The sequence below is a fragment of the Tepidisphaeraceae bacterium genome (assembly GCA_035998445.1).
Classification (GTDB): domain Bacteria; phylum Planctomycetota; class Phycisphaerae; order Tepidisphaerales; family Tepidisphaeraceae; genus DASYHQ01.
This window is the reverse complement of record DASYHQ010000013.1, coordinates 158,746-184,466: the sequence shown is the minus strand read 5'-3', so window position 1 is coordinate 184,466 and position 25,721 is coordinate 158,746. Positions and strand designations below refer to the sequence as shown.

At 63.7% G+C, this 25,721-nt stretch carries 18 protein-coding genes; 11 read left to right on the top strand and 7 right to left on the bottom strand.

Going from position 1 to position 25,721, the window contains the following annotated elements; genetic code table 11:
• Window positions 1-3: 3 nt before the first annotated feature.
• Together VGN72_04085 and VGN72_04080 are read left to right on the top strand one after the other, a co-directional pair.
• The gene (locus VGN72_04085) at window positions 4-783 is read left to right on the top strand and encodes a TIM barrel protein (GenBank protein HEV7298520.1); all 780 of its coding nucleotides are present in this window, start codon (window positions 4-6) and stop codon (window positions 781-783) included.
• A gap of 33 nt (window positions 784-816) precedes the next feature.
• Complete coding sequence (locus VGN72_04080) at window positions 817-2,730, top strand: glycoside hydrolase family 15 protein (protein HEV7298519.1); 1,914 nt, start codon at window positions 817-819, stop codon at window positions 2,728-2,730.
• A 21-nt stretch (window positions 2,731-2,751) separates the two neighbouring features.
• Here VGN72_04080 and VGN72_04075 read toward each other — a convergent pair whose 3' ends face one another.
• Together VGN72_04075 and VGN72_04070 are read right to left on the bottom strand one after the other, a co-directional pair.
• On the bottom strand, window positions 2,752-3,075 hold the full coding sequence (locus tag VGN72_04075) for a DUF3817 domain-containing protein (protein ID HEV7298518.1): 324 nt from the start codon (window positions 3,073-3,075) through the stop codon (window positions 2,752-2,754).
• A 37-nt stretch (window positions 3,076-3,112) separates the two neighbouring features.
• Window positions 3,113-4,558, bottom strand: a complete 1,446-nt coding sequence (locus VGN72_04070; GenBank protein HEV7298517.1) for a ThuA domain-containing protein — start codon at window positions 4,556-4,558, stop codon at window positions 3,113-3,115.
• 281 nt (window positions 4,559-4,839) lie between these two features.
• On the opposite strand from VGN72_04070, the gene VGN72_04065 reads away from it, so the two are divergent.
• Complete coding sequence (locus VGN72_04065; protein HEV7298516.1) at window positions 4,840-6,270, top strand: potassium transporter TrkG; 1,431 nt, start codon at window positions 4,840-4,842, stop codon at window positions 6,268-6,270.
• A 61-nt stretch (window positions 6,271-6,331) separates the two neighbouring features.
• Entirely contained in the window at window positions 6,332-6,988 is a 657-nt protein-coding gene (locus VGN72_04060; protein ID HEV7298515.1) for a TrkA family potassium uptake protein, read from the top strand.
• Between the two features lie 143 nt (window positions 6,989-7,131).
• On the opposite strand, the gene VGN72_04055 is transcribed toward VGN72_04060, so the two are convergent.
• Together VGN72_04055 and VGN72_04050 are read right to left on the bottom strand one after the other, a co-directional pair.
• A complete protein-coding gene (locus VGN72_04055; GenBank protein ID HEV7298514.1) occupies window positions 7,132-9,861 on the bottom strand; it encodes a hypothetical protein in 2,730 nt (909 codons plus the stop codon).
• 183 nt (window positions 9,862-10,044) lie between these two features.
• On the bottom strand, window positions 10,045-10,935 hold the full coding sequence (locus VGN72_04050; GenBank protein ID HEV7298513.1) for a helix-turn-helix domain-containing protein: 891 nt from the start codon (window positions 10,933-10,935) through the stop codon (window positions 10,045-10,047).
• Window positions 10,936-11,007: 72 nt separating this feature from the next.
• Between VGN72_04050 and VGN72_04045 the strand changes: the two genes are divergently transcribed.
• Window positions 11,008-11,913, top strand: a complete 906-nt coding sequence (locus tag VGN72_04045) for a phytanoyl-CoA dioxygenase family protein (protein ID HEV7298512.1) — start codon at window positions 11,008-11,010, stop codon at window positions 11,911-11,913.
• A 231-nt stretch (window positions 11,914-12,144) separates the two neighbouring features.
• On the opposite strand, the gene VGN72_04040 is transcribed toward VGN72_04045, so the two are convergent.
• Both VGN72_04040 and VGN72_04035 read right to left on the bottom strand, forming a co-directional pair.
• Window positions 12,145-13,740, bottom strand: a complete 1,596-nt coding sequence (locus VGN72_04040; GenBank protein ID HEV7298511.1) for a DASS family sodium-coupled anion symporter — start codon at window positions 13,738-13,740, stop codon at window positions 12,145-12,147.
• Window positions 13,741-13,887: 147 nt separating this feature from the next.
• Window positions 13,888-15,345, bottom strand: coding sequence for a methyl-accepting chemotaxis protein (locus tag VGN72_04035; GenBank protein HEV7298510.1), 1,458 nt, complete (start codon window positions 15,343-15,345; stop codon window positions 13,888-13,890).
• A gap of 311 nt (window positions 15,346-15,656) precedes the next feature.
• Here VGN72_04035 and VGN72_04030 point away from each other — a divergent pair, with 311 nt between their 5' ends.
• Complete coding sequence (locus VGN72_04030; GenBank protein HEV7298509.1) at window positions 15,657-18,446, top strand: hypothetical protein; 2,790 nt, start codon at window positions 15,657-15,659, stop codon at window positions 18,444-18,446.
• A gap of 138 nt (window positions 18,447-18,584) precedes the next feature.
• Here VGN72_04030 and VGN72_04025 read toward each other — a convergent pair whose 3' ends face one another.
• Window positions 18,585-19,190 carry a hypothetical protein gene (locus tag VGN72_04025; protein ID HEV7298508.1) on the bottom strand — a complete coding sequence of 202 codons (606 nt, stop codon included), beginning with the start codon at window positions 19,188-19,190 and terminating at the stop codon, window positions 18,585-18,587.
• Window positions 19,191-19,361: 171 nt separating this feature from the next.
• On the opposite strand from VGN72_04025, the gene VGN72_04020 reads away from it, so the two are divergent.
• The 5 genes from VGN72_04020 (at window position 19,362) to VGN72_04000 (ending at window position 25,687) form a co-directional block, all read left to right on the top strand.
• Entirely contained in the window at window positions 19,362-21,407 is a 2,046-nt protein-coding gene (locus tag VGN72_04020) for an AI-2E family transporter (GenBank protein ID HEV7298507.1), read from the top strand.
• Between the two features lie 58 nt (window positions 21,408-21,465).
• Complete coding sequence (locus tag VGN72_04015; protein HEV7298506.1) at window positions 21,466-21,885, top strand: Hsp20/alpha crystallin family protein; 420 nt, start codon at window positions 21,466-21,468, stop codon at window positions 21,883-21,885.
• Window positions 21,886-21,988: 103 nt separating this feature from the next.
• Window positions 21,989-24,445: an endopeptidase La gene (lon, locus tag VGN72_04010; GenBank protein HEV7298505.1), complete on the top strand. Its 2,457-nt coding sequence runs from the start codon at window positions 21,989-21,991 to the stop codon at window positions 24,443-24,445.
• A 69-nt stretch (window positions 24,446-24,514) separates the two neighbouring features.
• Entirely contained in the window at window positions 24,515-24,874 is a 360-nt protein-coding gene (locus tag VGN72_04005; protein HEV7298504.1) for an STAS domain-containing protein, read from the top strand.
• Between the two features lie 69 nt (window positions 24,875-24,943).
• Window positions 24,944-25,687 carry an MgtC/SapB family protein gene (locus VGN72_04000; protein ID HEV7298503.1) on the top strand — a complete coding sequence of 248 codons (744 nt, stop codon included), beginning with the start codon at window positions 24,944-24,946 and terminating at the stop codon, window positions 25,685-25,687.
• The last annotated feature ends 34 nt before the right edge of the window (window positions 25,688-25,721 follow it).

Below are 25,721 nucleotides of genomic sequence, written 5' to 3'. Positions count from 1 at the left end.
CACATGCACCAACAATTCGTGCCCGGCTTGGTCTCCATTACGTTCCGCAAGCTTTCAGCGACCGATGTGGTACGTCTCGCGGTCGACGCGAAGCTTCAGTCGATCGAATGGGGTGGCGACGTCCATGTGCCGCACGGCGACGTGGCGGCTGCGCAACAGGTGCAACGCGCCTGCGCCAACGCCGGCATCACCACGAGCGCGTATGGGTCTTACTACCGCGTGGGCGTTATCGCCAACGATAATCCATTGTTTGAGGCGGTGTTGGACAGCGCGCTGGCGCTACAGGCACCCAGCATACGTGTTTGGGCGGGAAAGATGTCTTCCGCCGACGCGGATGAAGCCTATCGGCGGGCGGTCGCCGTGGACTTGGCGCGAATTGCAACGCTGGCGGCTGCACAGGGAATCGGCGTGAGCCTGGAGTATCATTCGAACACGTTGACGGACACGCCGGAGACGACGCTGCAACTTCTACAGGCCGCGGCTCACCCGAACGTGGCGACGTATTGGCAGCCACGGCATGGGCTGACGATCGAGCAGAACCTTTCGGACATCGAGATGCTGTCGCCGCACCTGCGCAACGTGCACGTATTCCACTGGTGGCCGACCGCGGCAACGCGGTGGCCCTTAGCTGAAGGGGCGGAGCGGTGGCGGGCCTACTTCGCGGCGCTCGGGCGGATGGGTGGGCCGGCGCGGCACGTTTCATTGGAGTTCGTTCGGTCAGACGATCCTCACCAATTGCGCGAGGATGCATCGACGTTACACGAGCTACTGAACGCTCTTTAAACTTCCGACGACCACCGGCACGCCGGTGGCTATATGTCGCGCTTTCTCGGTTTCGGCACTGACCTGCGAAGCGTCCCCGTCTACATTCCCTGCATGGCGTATCTGGCGATCGAGGATTACGGGCTGATTGGCAACATGCACACCGCGGCGCTCGTGGGCCGCAACGGGTCGATCGACTGGCTCTGCATGCCGCACTTCGACTCGCCGAGCGTGTTCGCGGCCATTCTGGATGATGCGAAGGGTGGCTACTTCAAGGTCGCCCCGGTTATCGAGCAGTACACGCGTAAGCAGGTCTATTGGCCGGAAACGAACGTCCTGATCACGCGGTTCCTGTCCGACGAAGGCGTGATCGAACTGGTCGACTACATGCCAGTCGGCCTGAAGCGCGGCGAGCCCGGATTCCGCCAGCTCGTCCGCCGCGTCGAGATGATTCGTGGCGCGGGGCAGGTTAAGTTGGAATGCATTCCCGCGTTCAACTACGCTCGCGACCCACATACCACCGAACTACACAGTACCGGGGCAATCTTCCGATCGAAGTCGCTCGACCTCGAACTAACCACCTCGATTCCACTCGACCTGAAGCAGGACCGCGGCGGGGTTGAGGCGATCGTGAAGCTATCGCAAGGCGATCGCGCCACCTTCGTCCTTCGGCCGCTTGATCCGGAGAGCCAAGGTGGGCGGGTGATCGAGCCCGATCTCGAGCAGCGCCTGCTCGATAGCACGATCGAGTACTGGCGCAAGTGGATCAGCCGCTGCAAGTACAGCGGCCGGTGGCGCGAGACGGTTCATCGGTCGGCGCTCATGCTGAAGCTGCTGACGTTCGAGCCAACGGGCGCCATCATCGCATCGCCGACCTGCAGCCTGCCCGAGGCGATCCCGGGTTCGCGCAACTGGGACTATCGCTACACCTGGATCCGCGATGCCTCGTTCTCGCTGTACGCCCTGCTGCGCCTCGGCTACACCGAAGAGGCGGCGGCCTTCATGGGGTGGCTGGAGAAGCGCTGCCACGAACGGCACCCGGACGGTGGCCTCCAGATCATGTACGGCCTGCACGGTGAACAGAAGCTGACCGAGGAAACGCTGGACCACTTGGATGGCTACCGCGGCGCCAAACCGGTGCGCATCGGCAACGGCGCGTACGGACAGCTTCAGCTCGACATCTACGGCGAGTTGATGGACAGCGTCTACCTCTACAACAAGTACGGCTCGCCGATTTCATACGACCTTTGGGTAGAACTGTCGCAGTTGGTCGACTGGGTCTGTAAGAACTGGAACCGCCCCGATGAAGGCATCTGGGAGACGCGCGGCGGGAAGCAGCACTTCGTCTACTCGAAGTTGATGTGCTGGGTTGCGGTCGACCGCGGCCTGCGGCTGGCCGAGAAGCGTTCGCTACCGGCCGACCGCGCCACGTGGACGCGCGTGCGCGACGAGATCTACCTCGACATTATGAAACGCGGCTGGTCCAACGAGCGACAGGCCTTCGTGCAGCACTACGGCAGCAACCAGCTCGACGCGTCGACGCTCATCATGCCACTCGTCTTCTTCATGACGCCCGACGATCCGCGCATGCTGAAGACGCTGGACGCGATCTGCCGTGAACCGCAGCAGGACGGGTTGCTCTCCGACAGCCTCGTCTACCGCTACAACGTCGGCCAGTTCGACGACGGCCTGCCCGGCGAAGAGGGGACGTTCAACATGTGCACGTTCTGGCTCGTTGAAGCGCTGACTCGCGCCGGCCGAACCGACAAGGCACGGCTGGCGCAGGCACGATTGATCTTTGAGAAGATGCTGGGCTACGCGAACCACCTCGGCCTGTACGCCGAGGAAACCGGCCTGCACGGCGAAGCGCTCGGCAACTACCCGCAGGCGTTCACACACCTGGCGCTGATCAGCGCCGCATACAACCTCGATCGCACGCTGGAGAACGGTCGCTGTGGGCCCGCCTGAACTAATCTAAGCGGTCGGAAGTTAAACAGCCGGCAATTGGCGTGTCGCCTCATACTCGGCCGCGTAGGCCTTCATCCGCCGGTCGATCAGGAACGGCCCGAACGGCACCAGTGCCGATACGAAGACGATAAGCGACCGCACCAACGGCCAGCGCGCGGTGATCAAGGTCCACAGAAGGAACACGCAGAGCAGCATGAACAGCACGCCGTGCGCCCAGCCCACCACCTTCACCGGCCACGGAATGTCCATCGCGTACTTCAACGGCATCGCGACGCCGAGCAATAGCAGAAACGAGATGCCCTCGATTAGAGCAGTTTGGCGCAATACGGAAACGGGATTCGTCATCGATGGTTTCATCCGTTGGTCAGATCGAACTCAGGCGCTACCGCGGCACGTCGAGCACCGGCCCGGGCGCCGGTAGCCCCGCGGCGTATTGGATACCGCCGAGCAGGTGAAGCAGGAACAGTGGTTCGCGGTAAGTCTCCTTCGTGTGCCCCATGGCGGTGTACCACGACCGGCCACCGTCGAACGCGTGTTGCCAGGTCAGCGGATGTTGGGCACCCATCTTGCCGCCCTCGTAGGTGGATTCGTCGAGCGTCAGCACCACGTCAACGCCGGTCGGCGCCTTCACGAAGTTGTACCACTCGTCTCGCCGCGGCCACTCGCGGGGAAGAATGGATGCGGAGGGTGACGTGGCGTCGGCATTCAGCCGCACGACGGCGTCCTGAATCTTGGGGTGATCTTTGAAGTAGGTGCCCACCAGGTTGCCGTACCAGGGCCAGTCGTATTCGGTATCGCACGCGGAGTGCACACCCACAAATCCCCCGCCGCCCTTTACGAACTGTTCCAGCGCACGTTCCTGCTCTGGCGCCAGCACGTCGCCGGTGGTGTTCAGGAACATGACGACTGCGAACTGTTTCAAGTTGTCGGCCGCGAACGCCGCGGCGTCTTCAGTCGCATCTACCGTGAAACCGAACTGCGCGCCCAGCGCTTTCACTGCGGCGACGGCATCCGGGATCGAATCGTGGCGAAATTTCATCGTCTTCGAGAAAACCAGCACGCGGAACGGCTTGTGATCGGTCGGCCAACTCAATGGTGCTACACGCACGTTGCGGTAGCGAACTTCCGCCCCCTCCACCTGCAGCGCCAACTTCCCCTCCGTGGCCGATTCGCCCTCTGGCCAGCGAAGGTCCCACAGCCGGTTTACCTCGCGCCCGTTCACGCGATGCGACGCGGCCGCTCCTTCCACGATTACTTCAACCTCGTTCCAGCCCGTCAACGTGTCGGCGGTTTCGGATCGAGTGATGCGGCCGCGAATGCCTGCCTTCAATTCGCCATTCGGTGCGAACTTCCTGTCCGCGCCGTTCGCCACGTGTGACGAAGCGGACGGCGCGCCCTTCTGCCATAGCAGGAACGTGTCGCCGGTCTCGCCTTCCTGAACCTGGCATTCCGCGCAGTTGGGCCATATCGCGTCGGGTCCACGCATGTGGTACAGCAGGCCGCTGTCCCGCAGGGCCGTGGCGCGCGGAGCAAACCGCTTCTTGCCCCATTCGTACTCGAACATCACCCGGTAGTTCCGCATCGGCTGTCGCGTCGCCAGATAGCCGAACTCCTGCGGCTCATCGGTCGCGGGCACGTCGAGAAACGTCAATCCGTCAGCCTCGATTCGCACGCGAGGATCGGGCTTCAGCAGTTCGCCGTCCTTCGGGAACCAGACGTAATGCGATGCGCGCTGCTCCGCCGTAAAGATCGGCAGGCCGGGCTCGGCGGCGAATGCGACGCCGGACGCTAACGCGACGGTCGAAATGAAAGCAGTCAGATGGTTCATCGAGAAGCGCCTCCGCGTAAACGTTATCAAAGTTCTTCGGAATATTCGCGTTGCCGGCGTGCTGCCTTCTTGTCCCTTTCCCGCGGACCCGCATTGAACCCGTCGACTTGCCGACTTATCCTGATCGTTGGCACGTTCGGGCAGCGTGTTCACCCGCGCGCAGGGCAACGCCTGATCGTCGTGCTCATGAGTGCTTGGAAATGGTCCCTGAAGCGGCACGTCCATCCTGGTGATTCGGAGAACTAGCCGTGGCTAACTGGATCGATCGGTAAACATCACTGGTGGCGGACAACTCAAACATCCTGTTTCGCAAGTGGGAAGTCGCCGGCCGGCGTCGTCGGTCGCTGTGGCGCCTGTTGTCACCACCGCAACTGTTCATTGGGTCGTTCGCCACGCTGGTGTTGTTCGGCACGTTGGCGCTGAAGTTGATCCCCGGTCTGTACGTCGCCGAGCCGATGGGGTGGCTCGACGCGCTCTTCACCGCCACCAGTGCCGCGTGCATCACTGGCCTGATCGTCGAGGACACGGCCACCTTCTTCACGCCCCGCGGACAGGCGGTCGTCCTGGTGCTGATTCAGCTGGGCGGGTTGGGGATCATCGCGTTCACCAGCCTGATCATCGTGGCGTTCGGCCGCCGCATGTCGTTGCGGCACGAGGCGATGTCGGGGGGTGGCCAAGGTGTTGCGCCAGAGGTGAACCGGCAGAACCTCGTCCGCGACGTGTTCATCTTCACGTTCGTCACGGAGACGATCGGAGCGATATTACTGTTTCTGATCTGGCTCCCCAGTCTCGACCGGCTGAACTGGACCTGGCAACAGGCCGCGTGGCATGCGGTGTTTCAGTCGATCAGCGCGTTTTGCCACGCAGGGTTCGCCACGTTCTCGGACTCGCTGGTGGGCTTCCAGACATCGCCGGGCGTGCTCGGCGTCATCATGCTGCTGATCGTCATCGGCAGCATCGGGTTCCTTACGCTGGAGGAGATCAAACTCCATTGGCAAGCGAAGAAGCTCAACAAGCGATTCCGAATTTCCTTGCACTCGCGCATCGTGCTGGCTACGACCGCAATTCTTATCGTGGGCGGCTGGATCCTCTTCACGATCTTCGAGTGGGACTACACGCTTCGCAGGTTGCCGACGTGGGCGAAGCTCACCAATGGCCTGTTCCTCAGCCTCACGCCGCGAAGCGCGGGCTATAATACGGTCGACTATTCGCAGACCACCGCGAGCACGAACTTCCTGACGATCATCTTCATGTCGATCGGCGGCTCGCCAGGCTCCATGGCGGGTGGCGTGAAAACGACGACGGTGGCGCTGATCGCGCTGTTGGCCTGGTCGCGGTTGCGCGGACGCCTGGTGACCAGCATCGCGGGGCGATCGGTTCCGGAGGAGACGATTCAGCGGGCCGTCGGCCTGTTCGTGATCGCGTTCGGCATCGTGACGGTCTCGATCTTCATCCTCACCACCACGGAGATCCGGGGTGAAGCTCCGCCGGACTTCATCAATTACATGTTTGAAGCGGTCAGCGCGTTCAACACGGTGGGCCTGTCCATGGGTGTAACGAACGAACTGTCGGATGCGGGCAAGTGGTTGACCATCTTCCTGATGTTCTTCGGGCGCGTCGGCCCGTTGACGCTGGCGGCCGCGCTGGCGCGGCCCCGCAAGCAGTTGGCGACCGAGTTCCGATACGCCCACGAAGAAGTGGTGGTCGGGTAGAGGCGCGGGTGTGGTCCGTACGCCGGCGAGAGCCGACGTCGACTGACGCGGAAAGGCAGACATGAAGCGTTTCGTCATCATCGGCTTGGGAAATTTTGGCGGCAGCGTGGCCGAGTCGCTGCACGCGCGCGGCCACGAGGTGGTCGTGGTCGACACGAACCCGAACGCCGTCGACCGCATCGCGGTCCACGTCACCCGGGCCGCGGTGGGCGATGGGCGGTCGTTGCAGGTGCTGGAGCGCATCGGGGCCAAAGGCGCTGACGCCGGCGTGGTCAGCACCGGTGACGACATCGCCGCCAGCATCCTATCGACCATGGCGCTGAAGGACCTGGGCGTCTCGGACGTGTACGTGAAGGTGATCTCGCAGGACCACGCGCGCGTGATGGAACGCATCGGCGTCACCGAGACGATCTTCCCCGAGCGCGAATCGGCCCTCGGCCTTGGCACCCGCATGAGCGGCAAGGCGCTCTTCAGCTACACCAGCCTGCTGCCCGGCTTCGGCGTGCAGGAGATGGCGGTGCCGGAGTCGTGGCAGGGCAAAACGCTGCGCGACCTCACGCTGCGGCAGAACTTTCGCGTCTCGATCATCGCCGTGCACGACGTGATGACCGACCAGATCTTGCCGGTGCCGGACCCCGATGCGGCGCTGCAGGACTCCGACACGCTTCTGGTGGCAGGCACGGAAGAAGACCTGTCGAAGCTGGCGCAAGAGACGTAAACGGCAAATCAGAACCGTCCGTCCTCTTCTCGCCGCAGGAACGCAGCTCTCCGCGTTTCTGCACTGGCGAAACGTCAGGCAAACGCAGTGCTGCGCTCCTGCGGCGCAGTGGGGACGATTCTGATACCGCTGGATTCCTCAACCTACTCGACAAACCTGATCGTCCCCCGTTGCCCACCCTTCGTTGACGGCCACGCCGCCAGCGTGCGCGGGCTCAGGGCTTTGGCGATCTTGCTGTGAATCGTCAGGCCCCATTGCTCACCCACCTTCGGCGTGGCTCCGAGTACCTCGGTAGGAACGAGCACCTCGATCGTCACTGTCTCGCCGTCGTACTTCATCGCGTTGGGCATGCGCTGGTCATCGTTCAGCGTCTCTTTCTTCCCGTCCGGCATGACCTTCAACCATTGGCCGGCGTACAGGCGCCAGTCGGCCTTGGCGTTGTCCTTGTACGGCGTGAACCACAGCAGGTGGGACCGGGCCGGGTCGGGCGGACTGCTAAGATCGGCCGTGCTGACGTTCATCTCAAGACTCGTCCACTCCCAGAACGACTTCGGATCCTGTGCCGGCTCGAAGTCCGGCCCTACGGGAATGCGCGCAGCGACATTGAGTCCGGCCGGGGACCAAGCGAGTCGCATAGTCGGCTGGAAGTTCTCTTCGGGGCCGTTCAACTGAAGGGCCTTTTCCGTCAGCACGCCGCCAGCGCTACCCTGCGGCCAGTCGCTCAGGTCACCGTCAATCTTGACCTCGCCGGCGCGCGGTACGTTCAACTGGATCGGCCGGATCCAGTACTGCTCCGTGCCGCCGTCGGCCATCTGGACGTCGAGCGCTACCGGGCCCGCAGCCCCCTCCGGCGCGGTGTACCTGGCGGTGACGGTGCCCTGCGGCGACAACGTCACGTTCGCCGGCTCGATCGTGCCCTGCTCTACGCTCAACTTCGCCTGCTGCTCCTTTTCTATGCGGTTCGTAAACTCGATCTTCGCAGGCTTGCCCGCAGCATACGCAACGGCGTCGATGGCGACGCTCGACCGGGTCCGCAGCGATAGCGGGAACCGCTTCTGCCAACCCTCGCCTTTCGCGACGGCGGTCACGTTGTAGGTGCCGGCTTCCAATGTCGGCGGCACGTGAAGTGTTGTGGTGCGCAGCGTGCCGTCCTGCTTCCAATCGTCCGCCTTCACCCCTTCTGGCAACCCGTCGAACGTCACCGTACCGCCCGCGGGCATTTCCATCTCGACCTGAGCCGACGCGCCGCGATTGACGTTGATGAGTCGCGGGCTGACCCATTCCACCTTCAGCTGCCCCTGCCATGCCGCCGGTAGTTGTGACAACGTAAAGTATGCCGGCTCGACCGTCAGTTGCCGGTCGCGCAGCGGGTTGCCGTACATGTCGAATGCCTCGCCGGCACTGGCGAGCGTTTCCGGCAGATCATGCGCTCCGGCGACCGCCCAGGCGGCCGCGGTGTGTGTGCCATCCGGCTGCTGGAAGATCAGGCACCAGCGATCGGGCCCAAGATCGACCGAACCCGCGTACGACGCCTGTGCGGTGTACTTCGACACCGCCGCCATCGCCGCGCCGGCGGCGCGGGCGCCTTCCTTGCTGTGCACGAGTTCCATGCTGCTGAAGCGCCCGCCCGGCTTCAGTTCGCGATCCCAGAACCAGAAGACCTTGTCGGTGCCGGCCCAGCGCGACAGCAAGTACAGCCGCTCGAGATACGCCGACTGAAGTCGATCCCCCACGGCTGGGCCCGATCGCGCAGACCAGCCGATCTCCGTCAGCCACGCCTCCTTACCGGCGGCCTTGGCCATTCGGTTGATCTGCAGCATCTGATCGAGGAACGCGGTGGTACGCACGCGGCTCTCGCTGCCCGTGTTGATGTCGTTCAGCGCCAGTTCAGGCGCGACGGTGCCGGTGTAGAAGTGATAGTTGATGACCGCGAAGTGCTCGCCGACCTTGTCCAGCAATTCCTGCGTACGTTCGAGGTGGATGCCCGCCTCACCGTTCAGCACGACCTCTGCGCCGGTGCCGGCCGCCTTCAGGCCCTGATCGGCGTACTTGATGTACTCCAGGTACGTCTCGAACCACTTTTTGTACTCCGGCGAGTCCTCATCGCGATGCTGAAGCTCGGCCTCGTTGTCCAGTTCCCAATACTTCAACTGCGGCACGGCCCGCGCCAGCCGCTCGTAACCCGCAGCGATCGCCTTGCCGTCACTGATGAAATACTTGTCGTCTTCCGTGCGAAACGCCTTCTGCATCACGGGCAGAATGGTGATGCCCGCGGCGTCAGCGGTGGGTTCCAGCTTGCCGAAGTTCGTCTTGTTCGGCGCTTGTGGCCACTGCTCGCCAGGCCCCAGCCAGCCCCACGAATAATCACGCGCCCAGTGGACGCCCATCTGCCCGAGCGTCTTCCAATGCGCGTTCGTGTGCACGTTAATGCCGATGGGCGAATCAGCCCGCTGCTCGCGGTTCAGCAATGGCACGGCCACGGGCCGAATGAGCAACTGCTCCGCCTGCGCTACCGGTTCATCGCCATCACCGGCCTTATGAAGCGTCGCGCGATAGGCGGCCGGTCCGAAATGCTCGACCGGCACGTTCACCTGTTGCTTCCATTGATCCTTCAGCTCGATCGACACCGCGGGTCCCTGCCTGGTTTGACCGTACCGATCGACGAAGGTCTGCCGCAACTCGTAGGTGCCCGCGTCGGCGGGTTCGTTGGCCTTCACCGTCACGGTGACGGTGGACTTCGCATCATCGACGATCAGCGCATCAGGCGCGTCGGCCTTTGTGGTGATTTCGACCGCGAGCAAGGATTGCGCCACGGGAAGGGTCGCAAATGCAGCCATGGTGATCCACCTGCCGAAGTTACGGGTACGGGCCATCGTGTTGTCCTCCAGTCGATCAGACGTGTTGCGTCAAACATGGTTCCGCAAGCGAGATGCGTTACGCAATAATTGCGTAGGTGGTGCTGCAGAGTCAACTGAGGAAACTGGAAATATGACCACCGTTCGAAGGCCACGAGATGATGTGGAACCGGCCTTCCTCATGGGCCGGCCGGGCTGCCGTTACACGTATGAGGTCCTGTTCTGCGAGTCGTACTCCACCGGGCTTAATCCGGTGAAGGAGCGGAAGACGCGGTAGAACTGGGGATAGCTGTTAAACCCGGCCGCGAATGCCGCCGCGGTTAGGGTCTGCCCCTTACCGGATCGATGCGCGGCCAGATATCGCGAGATGCGCTGGCGGTTGCGGAACTCGGTGACGGACATCCCCAACTGTCGTTGAAACAGCCGGCTGAGCCACGCGGGGCTAACGCCCGCCCGACGGGCCAGCAGCGCCAGGTCGAACTGGCCCGGATCGTCGCGCAACAAGAACGCCGCCCGCTCCACCGCGGGGTGCACGTCGGCCATTACCGGCGCGTCCGACGCCGCCTCGTAAGCCCGCCATGCCGAAGCCAGCAGCCACCGCATCCCCCAGTCTCGCTCGACGGCGGTGGTCGCGTGATCAACCGTGCCGCCGGTCGTAAGACTGGACATCAACGGCTGCAACTGCGCGCGGACCGCTTTCGTTACGATGCGCGCCGGGCTGCTCGATCCGCTCTGGCTGCCCAGCGGGTTCAACTGCCGGTCCATCTGCCGAACGCTGTCGACCAGCGCCGGGCGGAAGACCGCGATCAGCATGTGAAAATCGGACGAGCATTCGACCAGCATGTGTTCCTGCGATGGAAACAACCACAGGATGTTGTCGGCCGCGATGTTGATGCGGTTCGAGCCCAGCGACTGCTGCCGGCCTTTGGGTTGTCGGCTGCGCACCAGGTACACCGCGTGCCCCGAGCACACCAAGTTCAGTTCCAACTCCGCATGCCGGTGCGGCGGTCCCTTCCATGGCTTGAGCGAACGCGCCCATGCCTCCTGCACGAAGCCAACGTCGCCCGACGGAATGGGAAGTTTCACCCGCATGAAGACATAGGATGATAACACGCAGGCATGCCGTGAGAAGACGCCGCGCTCGCCGTTCGTAACAATGCGAGCATGAAATCCACGCTCACGTCACCACCGCCCTCTACCACCACGAGTCCTGCCAACACCGCCGACAGCAACGCTGTTGCCGAGCGCGATTACCTGTTCGACCTGAACGGGTTTCGCGTGTTGAAGGGCGCGCTTTCGCCAGACCAGCTCAAGCGCATCAACGGCTGGGTGGACGCCCACCCGCCCGGCAACATTGGTGACTGGGTGGGCGACGTGGAGGCGCAGTCGTACCAGGGTCACGACGGCGTGAACTTCCAGAACATCATCGAGGGCGGCGACGTGTTCGAGGAATGCATCGATCACCCCGCGTGGTTCGGCGACGTGCGCCGGTACATCAGCACAGACGGCCACGGCATCTCGATCAACGAAGCGTTCCTGAACGTGCGCGGCCAGGGTGGATTCATCGGCCTGCACTCCGGCGGTCACGTAGCAGCATTCCCACATGTGGTGCGCCACCACACGGGCCATTGGATGGTCGGACAGATCAACATCCTGATGGCGCTGACCGACATCGGCCCCGGCGACGGTTGCACGACCGTTATCCCCGGCAGCCACAAGAGCCATGAGGTGCACCCGGCGTTGCGGGCCGTGGGCGATCGCGTGGGCAAGCCGCAGTCGTATAACGACGACATCGTCGCCGGTGACCAGGTGGGCATGCAGGAGGTGCATTTGAAGGCTGGCGACGCCTTGATGTTTACCGACGCCATCTGCCACGGTTCGACGTCCCGCACCAACCCCGGTCATCGGCGGGTGATGATCTACCGGTATTCGCCGCACGTGCTGCTGCCGCGATACAACTACTTGCCGTCGGACGAGCTGATGGCCCGCCTGACGCCCGAGCGGCGGAAGCTGATCCAGCCGGTCCCACCGCGCATGCGACCGGGCCGGGTGCTGCAGACCAAGGGGTAAAGGGGGCCTCAAGGCTAGCGGAAAAACCCCGGCGTTGATCAGGAACGTGTCATCCCGATGGGAGGCTTGCCGACCTGAGGGATCTCCCAAGGTCGAGAACCGTCCGTGGTTCGAGATCCCTCAGGTCGCTACAGCTTCCTTCGGGATGACATGAGGTTTTGTCCGCTAGCCTTTAGGCTTTCATCGGGATGACGACTGCGCGCGAGGCGGCAAGGTTTCGTCCGCCGGTCTTTAGTCCGTAAAGCCCATCAGCGGGCAAAGCAGGCGCAGGCCACCGAAGATGACGCCGAAGCCAAGGATGTCGAACACGATGCCGGCGCGCATCATGCGCGACAGTGGCACCAGGCCAGACCCATACACGATCGCGTTGGGCGGCGTGCTGACGGGCAGCATAAAGCCATAGCTGGCCCCCAGGCACGCGCCCAGTGCCGGCGGCAGCGGGTTCACGCCCGCGCTCTGGCTGATCGCGATGACGACGGGAATGACCATGTTCGCGCTGGCGGTGTTGCTCGTGCCCTCGCTGAGCACAATGCCCATGGCGATCGAGACGGCCGTCAGGGTCCAGAGGGACGAAGCGTCGATGCGGTTGGTCAGCGCGTAGCCCATCGCCTCGGCGACCTTCGTGTCGAACATAAGGGTGCCCAGCGCCAGACCGCCGCCGAACAGCAGGATGGTGCCCCAATCGATCTTCTGGCCATCCTTCCACGATAGCGTGAATTCACCGGTGCGCAATCGCGTCGGAAGCAGGAACAGAAGCGACGCCGCCAGCAGCGCCACGATGGACTCGGGCAGGTGCGACTTGAACCAAGCCGCTGTGGCGACGGCGGACGGAAGTTTGGCGAACCAGGGCAACGCGAGAACGCCGGGAAGTACCCATAACGTCACCGCGATCGCGAAGGCGATCAGCGTATTCGCCTGGCCGCGCGTCCACGGACCGATCTTGCGGCGTTCCAACTGGATGTACGCCAGAACTTCACTGCCGGTCACGCTCGACTTCACCGCCGGCCGATCGCGGTGCATCAGGTAGAGCAGCAGAAACAGCACTCCGCCCATCGCCAACAGCAATGGCAGGCAAAGCATCATCCACTGGAAGAACGAGATGTCGACACCGACCGACTTGCGGATGAGTGCCAGCCCGATCAGGTTCGGTGGCGACCCGACTGGCGTTCCGATGCCACCGATGCTGGCGCCGTAGGCGACCATCAGCATCATGCCGGTGGCAAACGGCCAGTTGGCGGCGTCCATCGGGCCGCTGGCTTCACCGCGTTCCACGCGCATGCGGTGGATCGCCGACAGCATGCCGAGCGCGATCGGCAGCATCATGGCTGCGGTCGCGGTGTTGCTGACCCACATCGACAGGAACGCCGTCACGATGCCCAGCCCCGCCAGCATGCCGGCGCGCGTGGAACCAATGATGGGTATCGACAGGAAGTAGAGCGCGATCCGGCGGTCCAACTGGTGGACGCTCATCGCGCGGGCGATCATGAACCCGCCGAGGAACACAAAGATGATGGGGTCGCCGAAGTAGGCGAGCACCGTCTTCGCGTCCGACACGCCCAGCACGACGCACATCGCCGCCCCGAGCAACGACGTAACGGGAAGCGGGATCAGTTCGGTCACCCAGAGCGCGACCACGCTCGCGAGGATGGCCGACAGCGTGCGACCCTGCGGCGTCAGGCCGTCGCACAGCGTGTAGGTGATGAAAAACGCAAGCGGTGTGAGGACCAGACCAGCCAGCTTGCGATATAGCTCGAATCGCGCCTCACCCTCCGAGACGACCTCATCATGCAAGGCGGGCGCGACGACATCATGACCGGAATCTGACAAGTGCGTATCCTCCAGCGCCTGCCGACGGTGCCACCGATCGGTCAGTCGCGGGAGTGTACAGTAAGTTGCAGAGTGCGCGCAATTGAAGGCAACTGTGCCGCTGCCTTCATCGTGCGGCACCCTCCGCCCCCTGCCCGGCAAGTTGTCTTACGCCGCCCGTGCACGATCGACGGCCGCGTTGCCGCCGACCAGCAGGCGCAGTTCGGCGACACGGTCGGACATGCCGCGCGCCTGGCTCGAAAGCTCTTCACTGGCCGCCGACGATTCCTCGGACGCCGAAGCGTTCTGCTGCGTCACCGTGTCCATCTGCGAGACGGCCCGGTTCACCTGTTCGATGCCGGCAGCCTGTTCGCTGCTGGCGCTGGCGATCTCGGTGACGAGCGTGGCGACCTTGTCGGACGTGCTGGTGATCTGCGCCAGGAACTGCCCCACCTGCGCCGCGATCTGCACACCGTTGCGCGCGTGCTCGACCGATCGTTCGATTAGAGCTGATGTGTCCTTGGCGGCCGTTGCGCTGCGGGTGGCGAGGTTGCGCACCTCGTCGGCGACGACGGCGAAGCCCTTGCCAGCCTCACCGGCCCGGGCGGCTTCCACGGCCGCGTTAAGGGCCAGCAAGTTGGTCTGGAAGGCGATTTCGTCGATCGTTTTGACGATGTGGGCGGTGTCGGTCGCGGCGCTTTGAATGTCGGCGATCGCCTTGGCCATCTGCGTCATCGCGGTGTTGCCTTGAACGGCGACGTTCTTGGCCTCGGCCGACAGCGCGACGGCGGTGCGCGAGGTGTCGGCGTTGCGGCGGGTCATGTTCGACATCTGCTCCAGCGCCGACGCCGATTCTTCCAGGCTCGCCGCCTGCGTGCTGGCGCCCTCGGCCAGCGATCGGCTCGCCGACGCCACCTCCGTCGCCGCGGTCGCGACCTGGCCTGAGTTCTGATCGAGCGACGTCGCCAGGTGCGTCAGCGATCGGTTGATGGTGCGTGCCACCAGCCCAACGACCACGCCTACCAGCAACATCAGCCCGGCGGTCGTGCCGGCGATCATCCACGTGCTACGGCTAACCACGACGGCGGCGTGCGCTTCGGTGTCGCTGGCAAAGGTTAGCGCCAGCTTTACCGTCTCGTCGATCGCACTGCGGTGCCGTTGGTAGGCGTCCTTCATCGTGCCACCCGCCAGCCGTTGCATGGCGGCGGTGTCGTTGCGCTTCGACGCTTCCAGGAACTCGGCCTGATAGATGCCGAAGAACTCCGTCGCGGGCCCGTAGCTGTCCTTCAGCATCAGGTCCCGCATGGCGCCTGCAGGCAGTTCGGCGGTCCAATAATCGTGGCGGGCGTCGAAGTCCTTCTTCAACTGCGCAAACCGGTCCGCCAGCTGCGCGCGGGCTGCGGGGTCGGTTTCGTCAGTCATCTGCTGCACGACCAGGAAGCTTTCGATGATATACTCGGGTGGCGGCAGGATGTCGGCGATCAGGTCCTTGCCCATCACGATCTGCCGGTAGATCGGCCCGTTCACCTTCACCTGCGACAGCGTGTAGAACGAAATGGCGCCGGACATCAGTAAGCCCACGGCCACGAGGCAGGCAATGAGGGCCAAGCGCGTTGAGACGGTCATTGATCGGTTATTCAAGAAGTGCTCCAGTTATCACGTTCCGGCACGAGTACATCGGCACTTTTCCAATGTAAGTTTTATGACATTTTTCGTTTGTTGTTCCAGCAGCGATTAAACGGTCCTGGGTCGGTCGACCCTCCGCCGGTTTTTACGCCGCTTCGCTATTTAAAATCGTTGAGTCCGGCAGCGCGGTCACGCAACTGTGGTATACTGTTGCGAGGCGGCTGCTAACGCGGTTGTCGGCGATGATCCTGACCAGCCTGTCGCGGTATTGCGACAGGCTGCGTCGTCACATCAGCAAGAGGAGAAGCTTCGTGATCACACCGTTGCAACGGGCAGCACTGTCTGCCGTCATCATGATGGGCATCACCACCAGCGCTTTGGCCGACAAGCGCGTCGAACTGAAGCCGGACATGGTCACGCACGACCGCGAATACGGGAATCCTGATGGTCTGGTGGACGAGCAGGCGCTGGCCGGTGACCCCCCCGCCGGCAAGCCGACGGTGCCATATGCAATTCCGTCCGAGCATCGCAAGGATGGCTTCCCAATCAGCGCCACGATTGACCTAGGCGAGTCGCGCGCGTTGTCGCGCGTCTGGCTGTACGACACCAACGGCAAGGGAGACGTCACCTTCTCGGCCGGCACGCCCGATAATTGGAAGGAACTGACCACCTTCAGCACGGACCGGTATCAGCAGTGGCGCGAGATCCCGCTGGAGGTGGAAACCCGCTACCTCCAGGTCACGATGAAGGACGCCGGCGCGAACTTCAACGAGATCGTGCTGTACGCCTACGAGCCGCAGGAATGGGCCGATGTTCAGGCCCAGCGCGCTCAGGCCGCCCAGGCCGCCGCCGAGCGGGATGCCGCGATCGCCAAGGCACAGGAAGAAGCGAAGAACCGCCCGAAGGTTGAACTGGAGACGTTCGGCCAGGTGACCTTGGTCGACGAGATTGACGTCGCCACCGCCGAGCCCGGGCACATGTTTGCGCAGAGTCCGGAAGACGCCAGCCGCATTGAGACCATCCTGGGCCAACCAACGCGCGTGCTGAATAAGACGCCCGGCGAGGGCGCGTACATGACGTTCCGCATCGGGCGGCACAAACTGCTGGAGCCCGGCGCGACCTACGTGCTGGAGGTCGAGTATCCGGAGGACGCCCCGCGCAGCATGATCGTGCTGAACGCCGGCAACGAGACCGCCCGCGGGTTCCACACGGGCACGGCGCTCGGCGACGCGTTTCACCCGAAGTACGTCAACAACAACAACGAATCGCTGAACGTGCCGCTGTCGGGCAAGCACGAGAAGTGGCAGATGTTGTTCAACCTGCACGACCGCTTCCCGGAGCTCGGCTTCATACGCGGCATTGGTGACCGTGGCGTGATCGCCGAAGAGGGATTTAACGTCACGATCGCGCAGTACTCGGCCGAGAACATCCCGATGTCGCAAGGCGCGGCCGTGTCGCGGATCCGGCTGTATCAGGTGCCCAACCGCGAGCAGGTGAACCTGTCGCTACGCCTGCCGCCAGAGGGCTTGCCCCAACGCCGGATCTTCTGGCGTGAAGAGATGGCCGACGGGGTGCTGTCGGACACGAAGGACGAGACGAAGCGCGGCCTGAAGGAACCGCTCGACTGGTACCGCTTCAAGGCGAACCAGATGGAGTTCCTGGGCATGCGCACCTATACGAAGGACCTGCTGGAGTTCGGCGCCGTGCAGCACTGGGACAGCACGCCGGGCGGCGGCAACCGCTGGGCGTTCCACAATGCCGACGCCGCCCCGCTGTGGGGGCAGATCGTGCAGTTGATGGGTGAGCGCGGCTTCGACGTCATGCCCTATTACGAGTACGCCGGCAGCAAGGGCCAGCAGGGGCTGGGTAACCAGCGCCGCGCCAAGCCGCTGACGCGCGACGATGCCTACACGCACATCAAGTGGATCGAGAACGCCAACGCCGACATCACCGATCCCGACACCTACGCCGACTTCAAGAAAATGCTGGATATCACCATTATCCAGTTCAAGGACAAGGCGAACTTTGCCGGCGCCTGGCTTCGGCCGCGCTCGCAGCTGCCGATCAGCTTCGCCGACGCGACGCGCAAGCGCTTCGCCGAGGAAGCCAACGGCGGTACTGAGGTAACGCGCAAGCAACTGATCGACGATCAGACGCTGCTGAACAAGTACAAGCAGTGGTGGTTCGGCAAGAGGCGGGAGTTCCTCGTCGCGATGCGCGACCACCTGCGCGAGAACGGCGTCAAGGACGCGACGATCCTCTACACCGCCTCGCCGAAGGAGCCGGGCGTGTCGTTCCCGTTCGGCGGGCCGAACATCGTCACCGACGACGTGGCCGCGTGGAAGGAATGGCTGGCCGCCAACGAAAGCGAGGCCAACGCGAAGATCAACCCCGCGAGCGTCGAGGACGTGGTGGGCCAGGAGCTGTACCTGAAGGCCCTCACCGCGCCTCTAAGCACGTGGGGCGGCTGGGAAGTGCAACACGCCAACCCGGAGTCGGACCCGGCCAACTACAAGGAAACCGAAGGCGTCCTGCTGACGCACGCGTACAACCGCTTGTATACCGTGTCGGACCCGAAGACGTTCGACGCGTTCCGCTCGCCCGCGGGCCTTGCGGTGATGCGGCATTACTCGCTGAACGAGAACATGATGTACGACAAGGAAGACAAGCCCAAGCTTGGCTACTTCGTCGCCGACATCGAACGCGCCGGTCCCTACTGCATGATGGGCGAGGCCATGGCGATGGCCAACGGTGACCCGACGCACCTGGGCTACCTGGTCGGCCTGAACTGGGGCCGTGGGTTCCCCGAATATGTGCGCAACTTCAATCAGGCCTTCATGGCGCTGCCGGCGCTTCCGAGCGAGCGGCTGAACGATGCCAGCAGCGACGACGCCGTCGTGGTGCGGTCGATCAAGACCGAGGGCCACGGCACCTACGTCTCGGTCGTCAACACTGCCATGACGGACAAGAAGGGTGTCCAGATCACCCTGCCTGCCGGCAAGGTGACCGACGCCTCCACGGGTGAAGCGATCAACGCGGAAGGTGGGAAGGTGACGCTGGAGATGTACCCGTATCAGCTGCGGGCCCTGCACGTTCAGTAGGCGGGAATGAATCCAAAGTGATGACTGCCCACGAAGGGGCACGAAGGAACACGATTAGTAGAGGAGGCTCCTCTACCATTCGTGTTGATTCGTACTCATTCGTGGGCAGTTTCGTTGGGGCTGCGAACGCGGGGCCGTTTAGTCGAGGATCTCAAGCGGCGTGCCGAACACGATGCGCGAGATGTGGAACGAACCATCCTCGCCCGCGGCACCGCGCATCAGCACGAGCACCGGTACCGGCGACTTCGGCGATTCGGCGACAGCGGCAGGCATCACGAGCGCGACCGCTACCGGCGTGCCCTGCGTGGCACCCAGCGCCTGGGCGACCCATTGGATGGCCGTCGCGTTGGCACGCTGCATGGCGTCGTCGTTGGTGGGAATCATAAGCGCCTTGATCGAGTCCGACGCCGTCGTAGCGGTCTTGAAGTCGGCGGCGAGGTCGGCGGCCATGGCCAATGGTGGGAACGAGTAAACGTGCGTCCCCAGCACCGCCCCACCGGTCGCGCGTTGGACCAGCGTTGTCAGATCGGCCGCCTCCGTCGATCCACTGCGGACCACGCTCAAGGCGTTCGTGGTGGCGGCGTGGGCGGTCGGTGTGTCGCCGGTCACCAGCGCCAGAGCCAACCGTTCGACCGCGGCCGACCAGTTTTGGGTAGGCGTCGGGCGGGTGGTCTGCGCGCCGCTCATTGAGGCAAACAGCAGCACGATCAAACTCACGGACCCGCATAGTTTCTTAAACGACATGCTCCCCTTATCGGCCAGACACGGCGTGACATCTCGTGCCGAACGCTGTTATCGGCAGCCTCGGGATTTATCGGACGCGGCTTTTGCGCGTACCGGGGCAATGGCCGCTTCCGGTATGCTCGTCCCGTACCCGCCGACTGTCGGACGGGCGTCGCACCCGCACGAGACCCTATGCCCGCCCGCACCTCACCCGACCGTCACTCGCGATTCCTGATTTTCGCGACGATTTTTTTGGTCGTTGCCGCCCTGTATCTCGCGTCCGACGTGCTGATCCCGCTGGCGCTGGCGTTGTTGGTCAGCTTCCTGCTCACGCCGCTCGTCACCCGGCTGGAACGCTGGCGGCTCGGGCGCATCCCCTCGGTGATGATCGTGGTCTTAGCGGTCTCCGGTCTGATGGCATCGCTGGCTTACATCGTCAGCGACCAGACGCTTAATTTAGCCACAAATCTCGAAAATTACCGTGAAAACATCATCAACAAGGTCCAACAGCTCAAGCCGTCCGGCGGTGGGCCACTTGGCAACCTGATGGGGCTGGTGACCGACGTTCAGAAGAACCTCGACCAGCCCGCGACCACCCAGGCGATCGCCGAACCCGCGGAACTGATCGCGAGCGAGATCGCCCCCCGCACCGGCACGCGCCGCCTGCGCGACACCGGCCCCGACGCCACCCGCGTCGCCGAGGCCGCCACCACGCAACCGTATACCGAAGACAACCCGTTGCCCGTTGCTATCGTGCAACCCCAACCTTCGCCGCTGACGCAACTCGCCAGCTACTTGGGTCTTGCCTTAGGGCCGCTCGGCACCGCGGGCCTGGTCATCGTCTTCGCGATCTTCATCCTGCTGGACCGCGAGGACCTGCGTGACCGCATGGTGCGACTCGTGGGGTTCGGGCAGCTGAACATCACCACGAAGGCGATGGACGACGCCGCCACGCGCATCAGCCGGTACCTGCTGGCCCAGGCGATCGTCAACGGCACGTACGGCATCGCGATCTCGATTGGCCTGTGGATCATCGGGCGCGTCATCGGCCAGGAATCATTCCCCAACGTCATCCTCTGGGGCCTGCTGTGCGCCGTGCTGCGCTTCATCCCGTACGTCGGTCCGTGGATCGCGGCGGTCTTCCCCTTAGTGGTCGCATTCGCGGTCTACCCCGGGTTCGGCGTGTTCATCGGCGTGGTCATTCTGTTCGCGACGATCGAGCTGCTCAGCAACAACCTTATGGAGCCTTGGCTGTACGGCAGCAGCACCGGCATGACGACGATCGCCGTGCTGGTGTCGGCGGTCTTCTGGACGTGGCTGTGGGGACCGATCGGCCTCGTCATCGCCACGCCGTTGACGGTCTGCCTGGTGGTGCTCGGTAAGAACGTCCCGAACCTGAAGTTCCTGGACATCCTGCTGGGCGACGACCCCGTCTTCGCGCCACCGGAGCGCATCTACCAGCGCCTGCTCGCGACCGACGCCGAGGAGGCGAGCGAGATCGCCGACGACTACCTGCGCGAGATGTCGCTGGAGCGCGTGTACGACGAGGTGCTGATGCCCGCGCTGGCGATGGCCGAGCAGGACCGGCACCGGAACACTCTGGATGAGGACCGCGCCGCCTACGTTCGCCGGAGCATCCGCGAGATGGTGGACGAGCTTGGCGATCAGCAGCGGGTGAAGGTGGCGCGCGGTCTGGCCGACGCGGAACCGGACGACGCCATCGCGACGGCCCTCGCCAGCGCGCGGGCCTCGACCGGCAGCCGGTTTCGCGTGCCGCGAAACTGCATCGTGAACGTCGAGATCCTGCCCGCCCACGACGATGCCGACGAGGTCGTCGGGCTGATGGTCGCGCAGCTGCTGCAGATGCGCGGCTTCTGCGCGACCGCCGTCTCGGTCAAATCGCTGGCGAGCGAGATGGTGGAACAGGTGGAGCGCGACGGCGCGCATCTGGTGGTGGTCAGCGCGTTACCGCCGGATGCCGTCACGTCATCGCGATACCTGTGCAAACGGCTGCACCAGCGGTTCAAAGCGCTGCCGATGATCGTCGGCCTGTGGTCCTTCAAAGGCGAGATCGCCAAGGCGAAAACGCGCATCGCGTGCGACGAGAGCGTGATAATCGCGACGACGCTGGCAATGACGATGGACCACATCGACCAGCGCGTCCAGCCCCTGCTGGTGCAGCTGGCCGAGGGCGATCCGGCCGCGCCCAGTCTGAGTCAGGCGAAGACGCCGGGGTGAGGCGTTCCCCTTCGCAACGCGTTCCCCTATCATGATTCTGCAATCCCACGGAGATCCCATGGTGCAACAGGCAATCGAAGTTCCCTACGGCAACATCCGTCGATCGTCCGGGCGCAGCGGTGACCCCAGCGGCGCCGGTGGGTATTACAACTTCTGCGGGTCCGACACCTGGTCGCCGCCGGTGAATTTGTACGAGACGGAGACCGCCTACCTGGTCTGCGTCGACCTCGCCGGCGTGGAGAAGGAGAAGATCGACGTCGAGGTGCTCGCCGGCGAGTTGACGTTGCGCGGCCATCGCCAGGTGCCGTGGCAGACATCGAAGGAGGGTGACGGTGGCCCGAAGCTGCGCGTCCACGTGATGGAGATCGACCACGGCAGCTTCTGCCGCAGCGTCGAGCTGCCGCCCGATGCCGCCAAGGAAGAGATCAACGCGTCGTATCGTGACGGCTTACTGTGGATCGAGATTCCCAAGAAGTGAGAGAGGAGCGTGGGCAGCAGATAGTGGGCGGTGGACGGTTCAGCGAAGGCGGGCCCTTGGCTGAACTGTCCACTACCCACTGCCCGCTGCCCACAACTACGACATGGCTGAAACCACCATCATCGAACGCGGTCCGGCCGCCACCATCATCAGAACGGGTGGGGGCAACGGGCAGAAGCTGACCGTGCCGTCGGTGCTGCCGATCCTGCCGATCCGCAACATCGTTGTGTTCCCCGGCACCGTCATGCCGTTGAACGTCGGCCGCGCCAAGAGCAAGAACCTCCTGGACGAGGTGATGCCCGGCGAAAAGGTCATCGGCGTCGTCACGCAGAAGAACGCCGACGTGGAAGACCCGCAGTACCCCGACTTGCACACGGTCGGCGTGGCCTGCATGATCCTGAAGCTGTTCAAACTGCCCGATGGCAACCAGTCGATCATCGTGCACGGGTTGGCGCGCTTCCGGTTGATGGAACTAACGCAAAGCGACCCGTTCGCCTCCGGCCGCATCGAAATAATCGAAGACACCATGGCCAGCGGCGCGCCGATCGACGCGCTCATCGCCAGCGTGCGTCAACAGGCCAACCGCGTGATCGAGCTGTCGCCTAACACGCCCGACGAAGCGGCCCAGGTGCTCAACAGCATCACCAACCCATCGGCGCTGGCCGACTTCCTCGCGGCCAACCTGCAGGCAGATACGGGCGACAAGCAGACCATGCTCGAAGAGCTGGACGTCGAGAAGCGCCTCCGCCTCATCGCGTCGCGCCTCGCCACGCAACTGGACGTGCTGGAACTGCAGAACAAGATCCAGTCGCAGGTGAAGGAGAACATCGACAAGAGCCAGCGGCGCTATTACCTGCAAGAGCAGCTGAAGGCCATCCGCAAGGAACTCGGTGAGGCGACCGGTGAGGCCGGCGGTGGCAGCGAGGTGGACAACCTGCGCGCCAAGCTGGACGAAGCCAAGCTGCCCGAGAACGTGATGAAGGAGGCCACGCGCGAGCTGAATCGCCTGGAGGCCATTCCCAGCGCCAGCCCCGAGTACGGCGTCATCCGCACGTACATCCAGATCCTGAGCGAACTGCCGTGGTCGATCCTGAGTCAGGACCACCTGGACTTGGCCGAGGCGCGCAAGATTCTCGACCGCGACCACTTCGACTTGGATAAGGTCAAACGCCGCATCATCGAATACCTGGCTGTGCGCAAGCTGAAGCCGGACGGTGGCGGCGCGATTTTGTGCTTCATCGGGCCACCCGGTGTCGGTAAGACCAGCTTGGGCAAGAGCATCGCCGACGCGATGGGCCGTAAGTTCATCCGCGTGGCCCTCGGCGGCGTGCGCGACGAGGCCGACATTCGCGGGCATCGCCGGACGTACATCGGCAGCATGCCCGGGCGCATCATCGCGGAGCTGCGCAAGGCCGGCACGCGCAACCCCGTGATGATGCTCGACGAGATCGACAAGCTCGGCGCCGACTTCCGTGGCGACCCCGCCAGCGCGCTGCTGGAAGTGCTGGACCCGGCCCAGAACCACACGTTTACCGATCACTACCTCGACGTGCCGTTCGACTTGTCAAAGGTGCTGTTCATCGCGACCGCCAACAGCATGGACCCCGTGCCCGGCCCGCTGCGCGACCGCATGGAAGTGATCGAGATTCCCGGCTACACGCAGGCCGACAAGCTGAGCATCAGCAAGACCTACCTCGTGCCGCGCCAGCTGGAAGCCAACGGCCTGACGACGAAGCAGGCCCGCTTCAACGACGCCGCGCTGAAGCTCGTCATCGAGGGCTATACCCGCGAGGCCGGCGTGCGCAACCTGGAGCGCAGCATCGGCTCGATCGCGCGCGGCATTGCTGCTGAGGTGGTGGGGGGGAACAAGAACAAGGTGAACGTCGACCCGGTGTACGTCGAGAAGACGCTCGGCCCCCGCCGGTTCGAGCCCGAGTTGGCCAGCCGCACGAGCGTGCCGGGCGTGGCAACGGGCATGGCGTACACACCCGTTGGCGGGGAGATCCTCTTCATCGAAGCCGCGCGCTATCCTGGCAAGGGCGGCATCACGCTGACCGGGCAGATCGGTGACGTGATGAAGGAATCGGCGACGGCGGCGTTCAGCCTCGTGCGGTCGCGCGCCAGCCAGCTGGGCGTCGATGCTAAGTTGCTGGCCGAGAGCGACATCCACATCCACGTCCCTGCCGGTGCGGTCCCGAAGGACGGCCCCAGCGCCGGCACGGCCATGTTCACGGCGCTGGCGTCGTTGCTGATGAACCGCCCCGTACATCACGACGTGGCGATGACCGGTGAGATCACACTTCGTGGTCTCGTTCTCCCGATTGGTGGCCTGAAGGAAAAGACGCTGGCCGCCATGCGGGCTGGCATCAAGCAGGTGATCGTGCCGAAACGCAACGAGAAGGACCTGCCCGATTTGCCCGACGAGGTAAAGAAGACGTTGAAGTTCCACTTCGTCAGCAACGTCGATGAGGTGCTTCAGGTTGCGCTGGGTGGGCCGAAAGCAACGGCAAAGCCCGCACAATCGGCACGGAAGGCCGCCGCCAGTTCGCGCAGCCGGTGAAAATCGTTAAGTGGGCCGGTGGTCCGCTCGATGAGCTTCACTATGTACGCCCACGCTCCACAGAGGACCATGAACGGCCATTTCACGATCACCACCATTGAAAAGTACACCGTGATCGAGTTCACGGAAGCCTCCCTGATGGACCCGATCGTGCTCGAGGAGATCGCCGCCTCGCTGTACCACCTGGTGGACGTCGAGGACAAACGGCTGATCGTGCTGGACTTCGAACGCGTCCAGTACATCTCCAGTCAGGCGATCGGTATCGTCATCCAACTGCACAAGAAGCTGGCGACGTTGAACCGCACCAGTCTCGTTCTGTGCGGCGTGGGCGACCGCCTGATGGAACTGATCAAGATCACCCGCCTCGATCGGTTGCTGAAGATCAAGCCGAGCCAGCGCGAAGCTGTGAAGGTCGTACCGCCGCTGTAAGGGCTGCAGCTGACCCACGATGAGCGTTTCGGCGTTCCAACTGACGGGCCTGATCGGTAATCTCAGGCGATGGAATGGTTGAACCTGCTGGACCAGCAGTTGGTCGATTGGGGGCGCTCGTTAGGCTACGCCACCGAATCCGCCTTTCGGCTGATCTTCGCCATGCTCTGTGGCGGCGTGATCGGGATCGAGCGGCAGCTCCGCGGCCGCGAGGCTGGCTTTCGTACGCATGCGCTCGTCTGCCTCGGCAGCGCGCTGGTGATGATCGTATCGATCCACTTCGCATTTGAACCGTGGCAGCCGCAGAACCTCTCCTCGTCCATCGAACTTCAAGTCGACCCTGCCCGCATCGCCTACGGTGTCATGACCGGCATCGGATTTCTTGGTGCCGGTTCGATCCTGAAGAACAACGGCTCTGTTCAGGGCCTTACCACCGCCGCTGGCCTATGGTGCGTCGCGGCAATGGGCTTGGCGGCGGGTTTCGGGCAGTACGCGGTGACGCTGGTCGCGACGGCGCTGATCCTGATCACTCTGTGGGTGCTCGACTACATAGGCAATCTGTTCCCCAACCAGCACCGCTACGACATCGTCATCCGCCGGCGGTGGACGCCCGGCTGCCTGCAGGCGACGGTCGATCGCATGGATCAATTGGGGGTCGACGTGTTCGACGCGTTCATCAAACGCTCCGACGACCTGCAGTACGTCGACATCACCATGAGTATCGCGGTTACCGGGCCACTGTACGGTACCGACCTGGAGAACAAAGTGGAGGGCGACGGGGACCACTGGGTGCTTTCAACTCGGGAAGGATGAGAAGCCCAGTGCACACCGCGCACAGTTCCCCCTG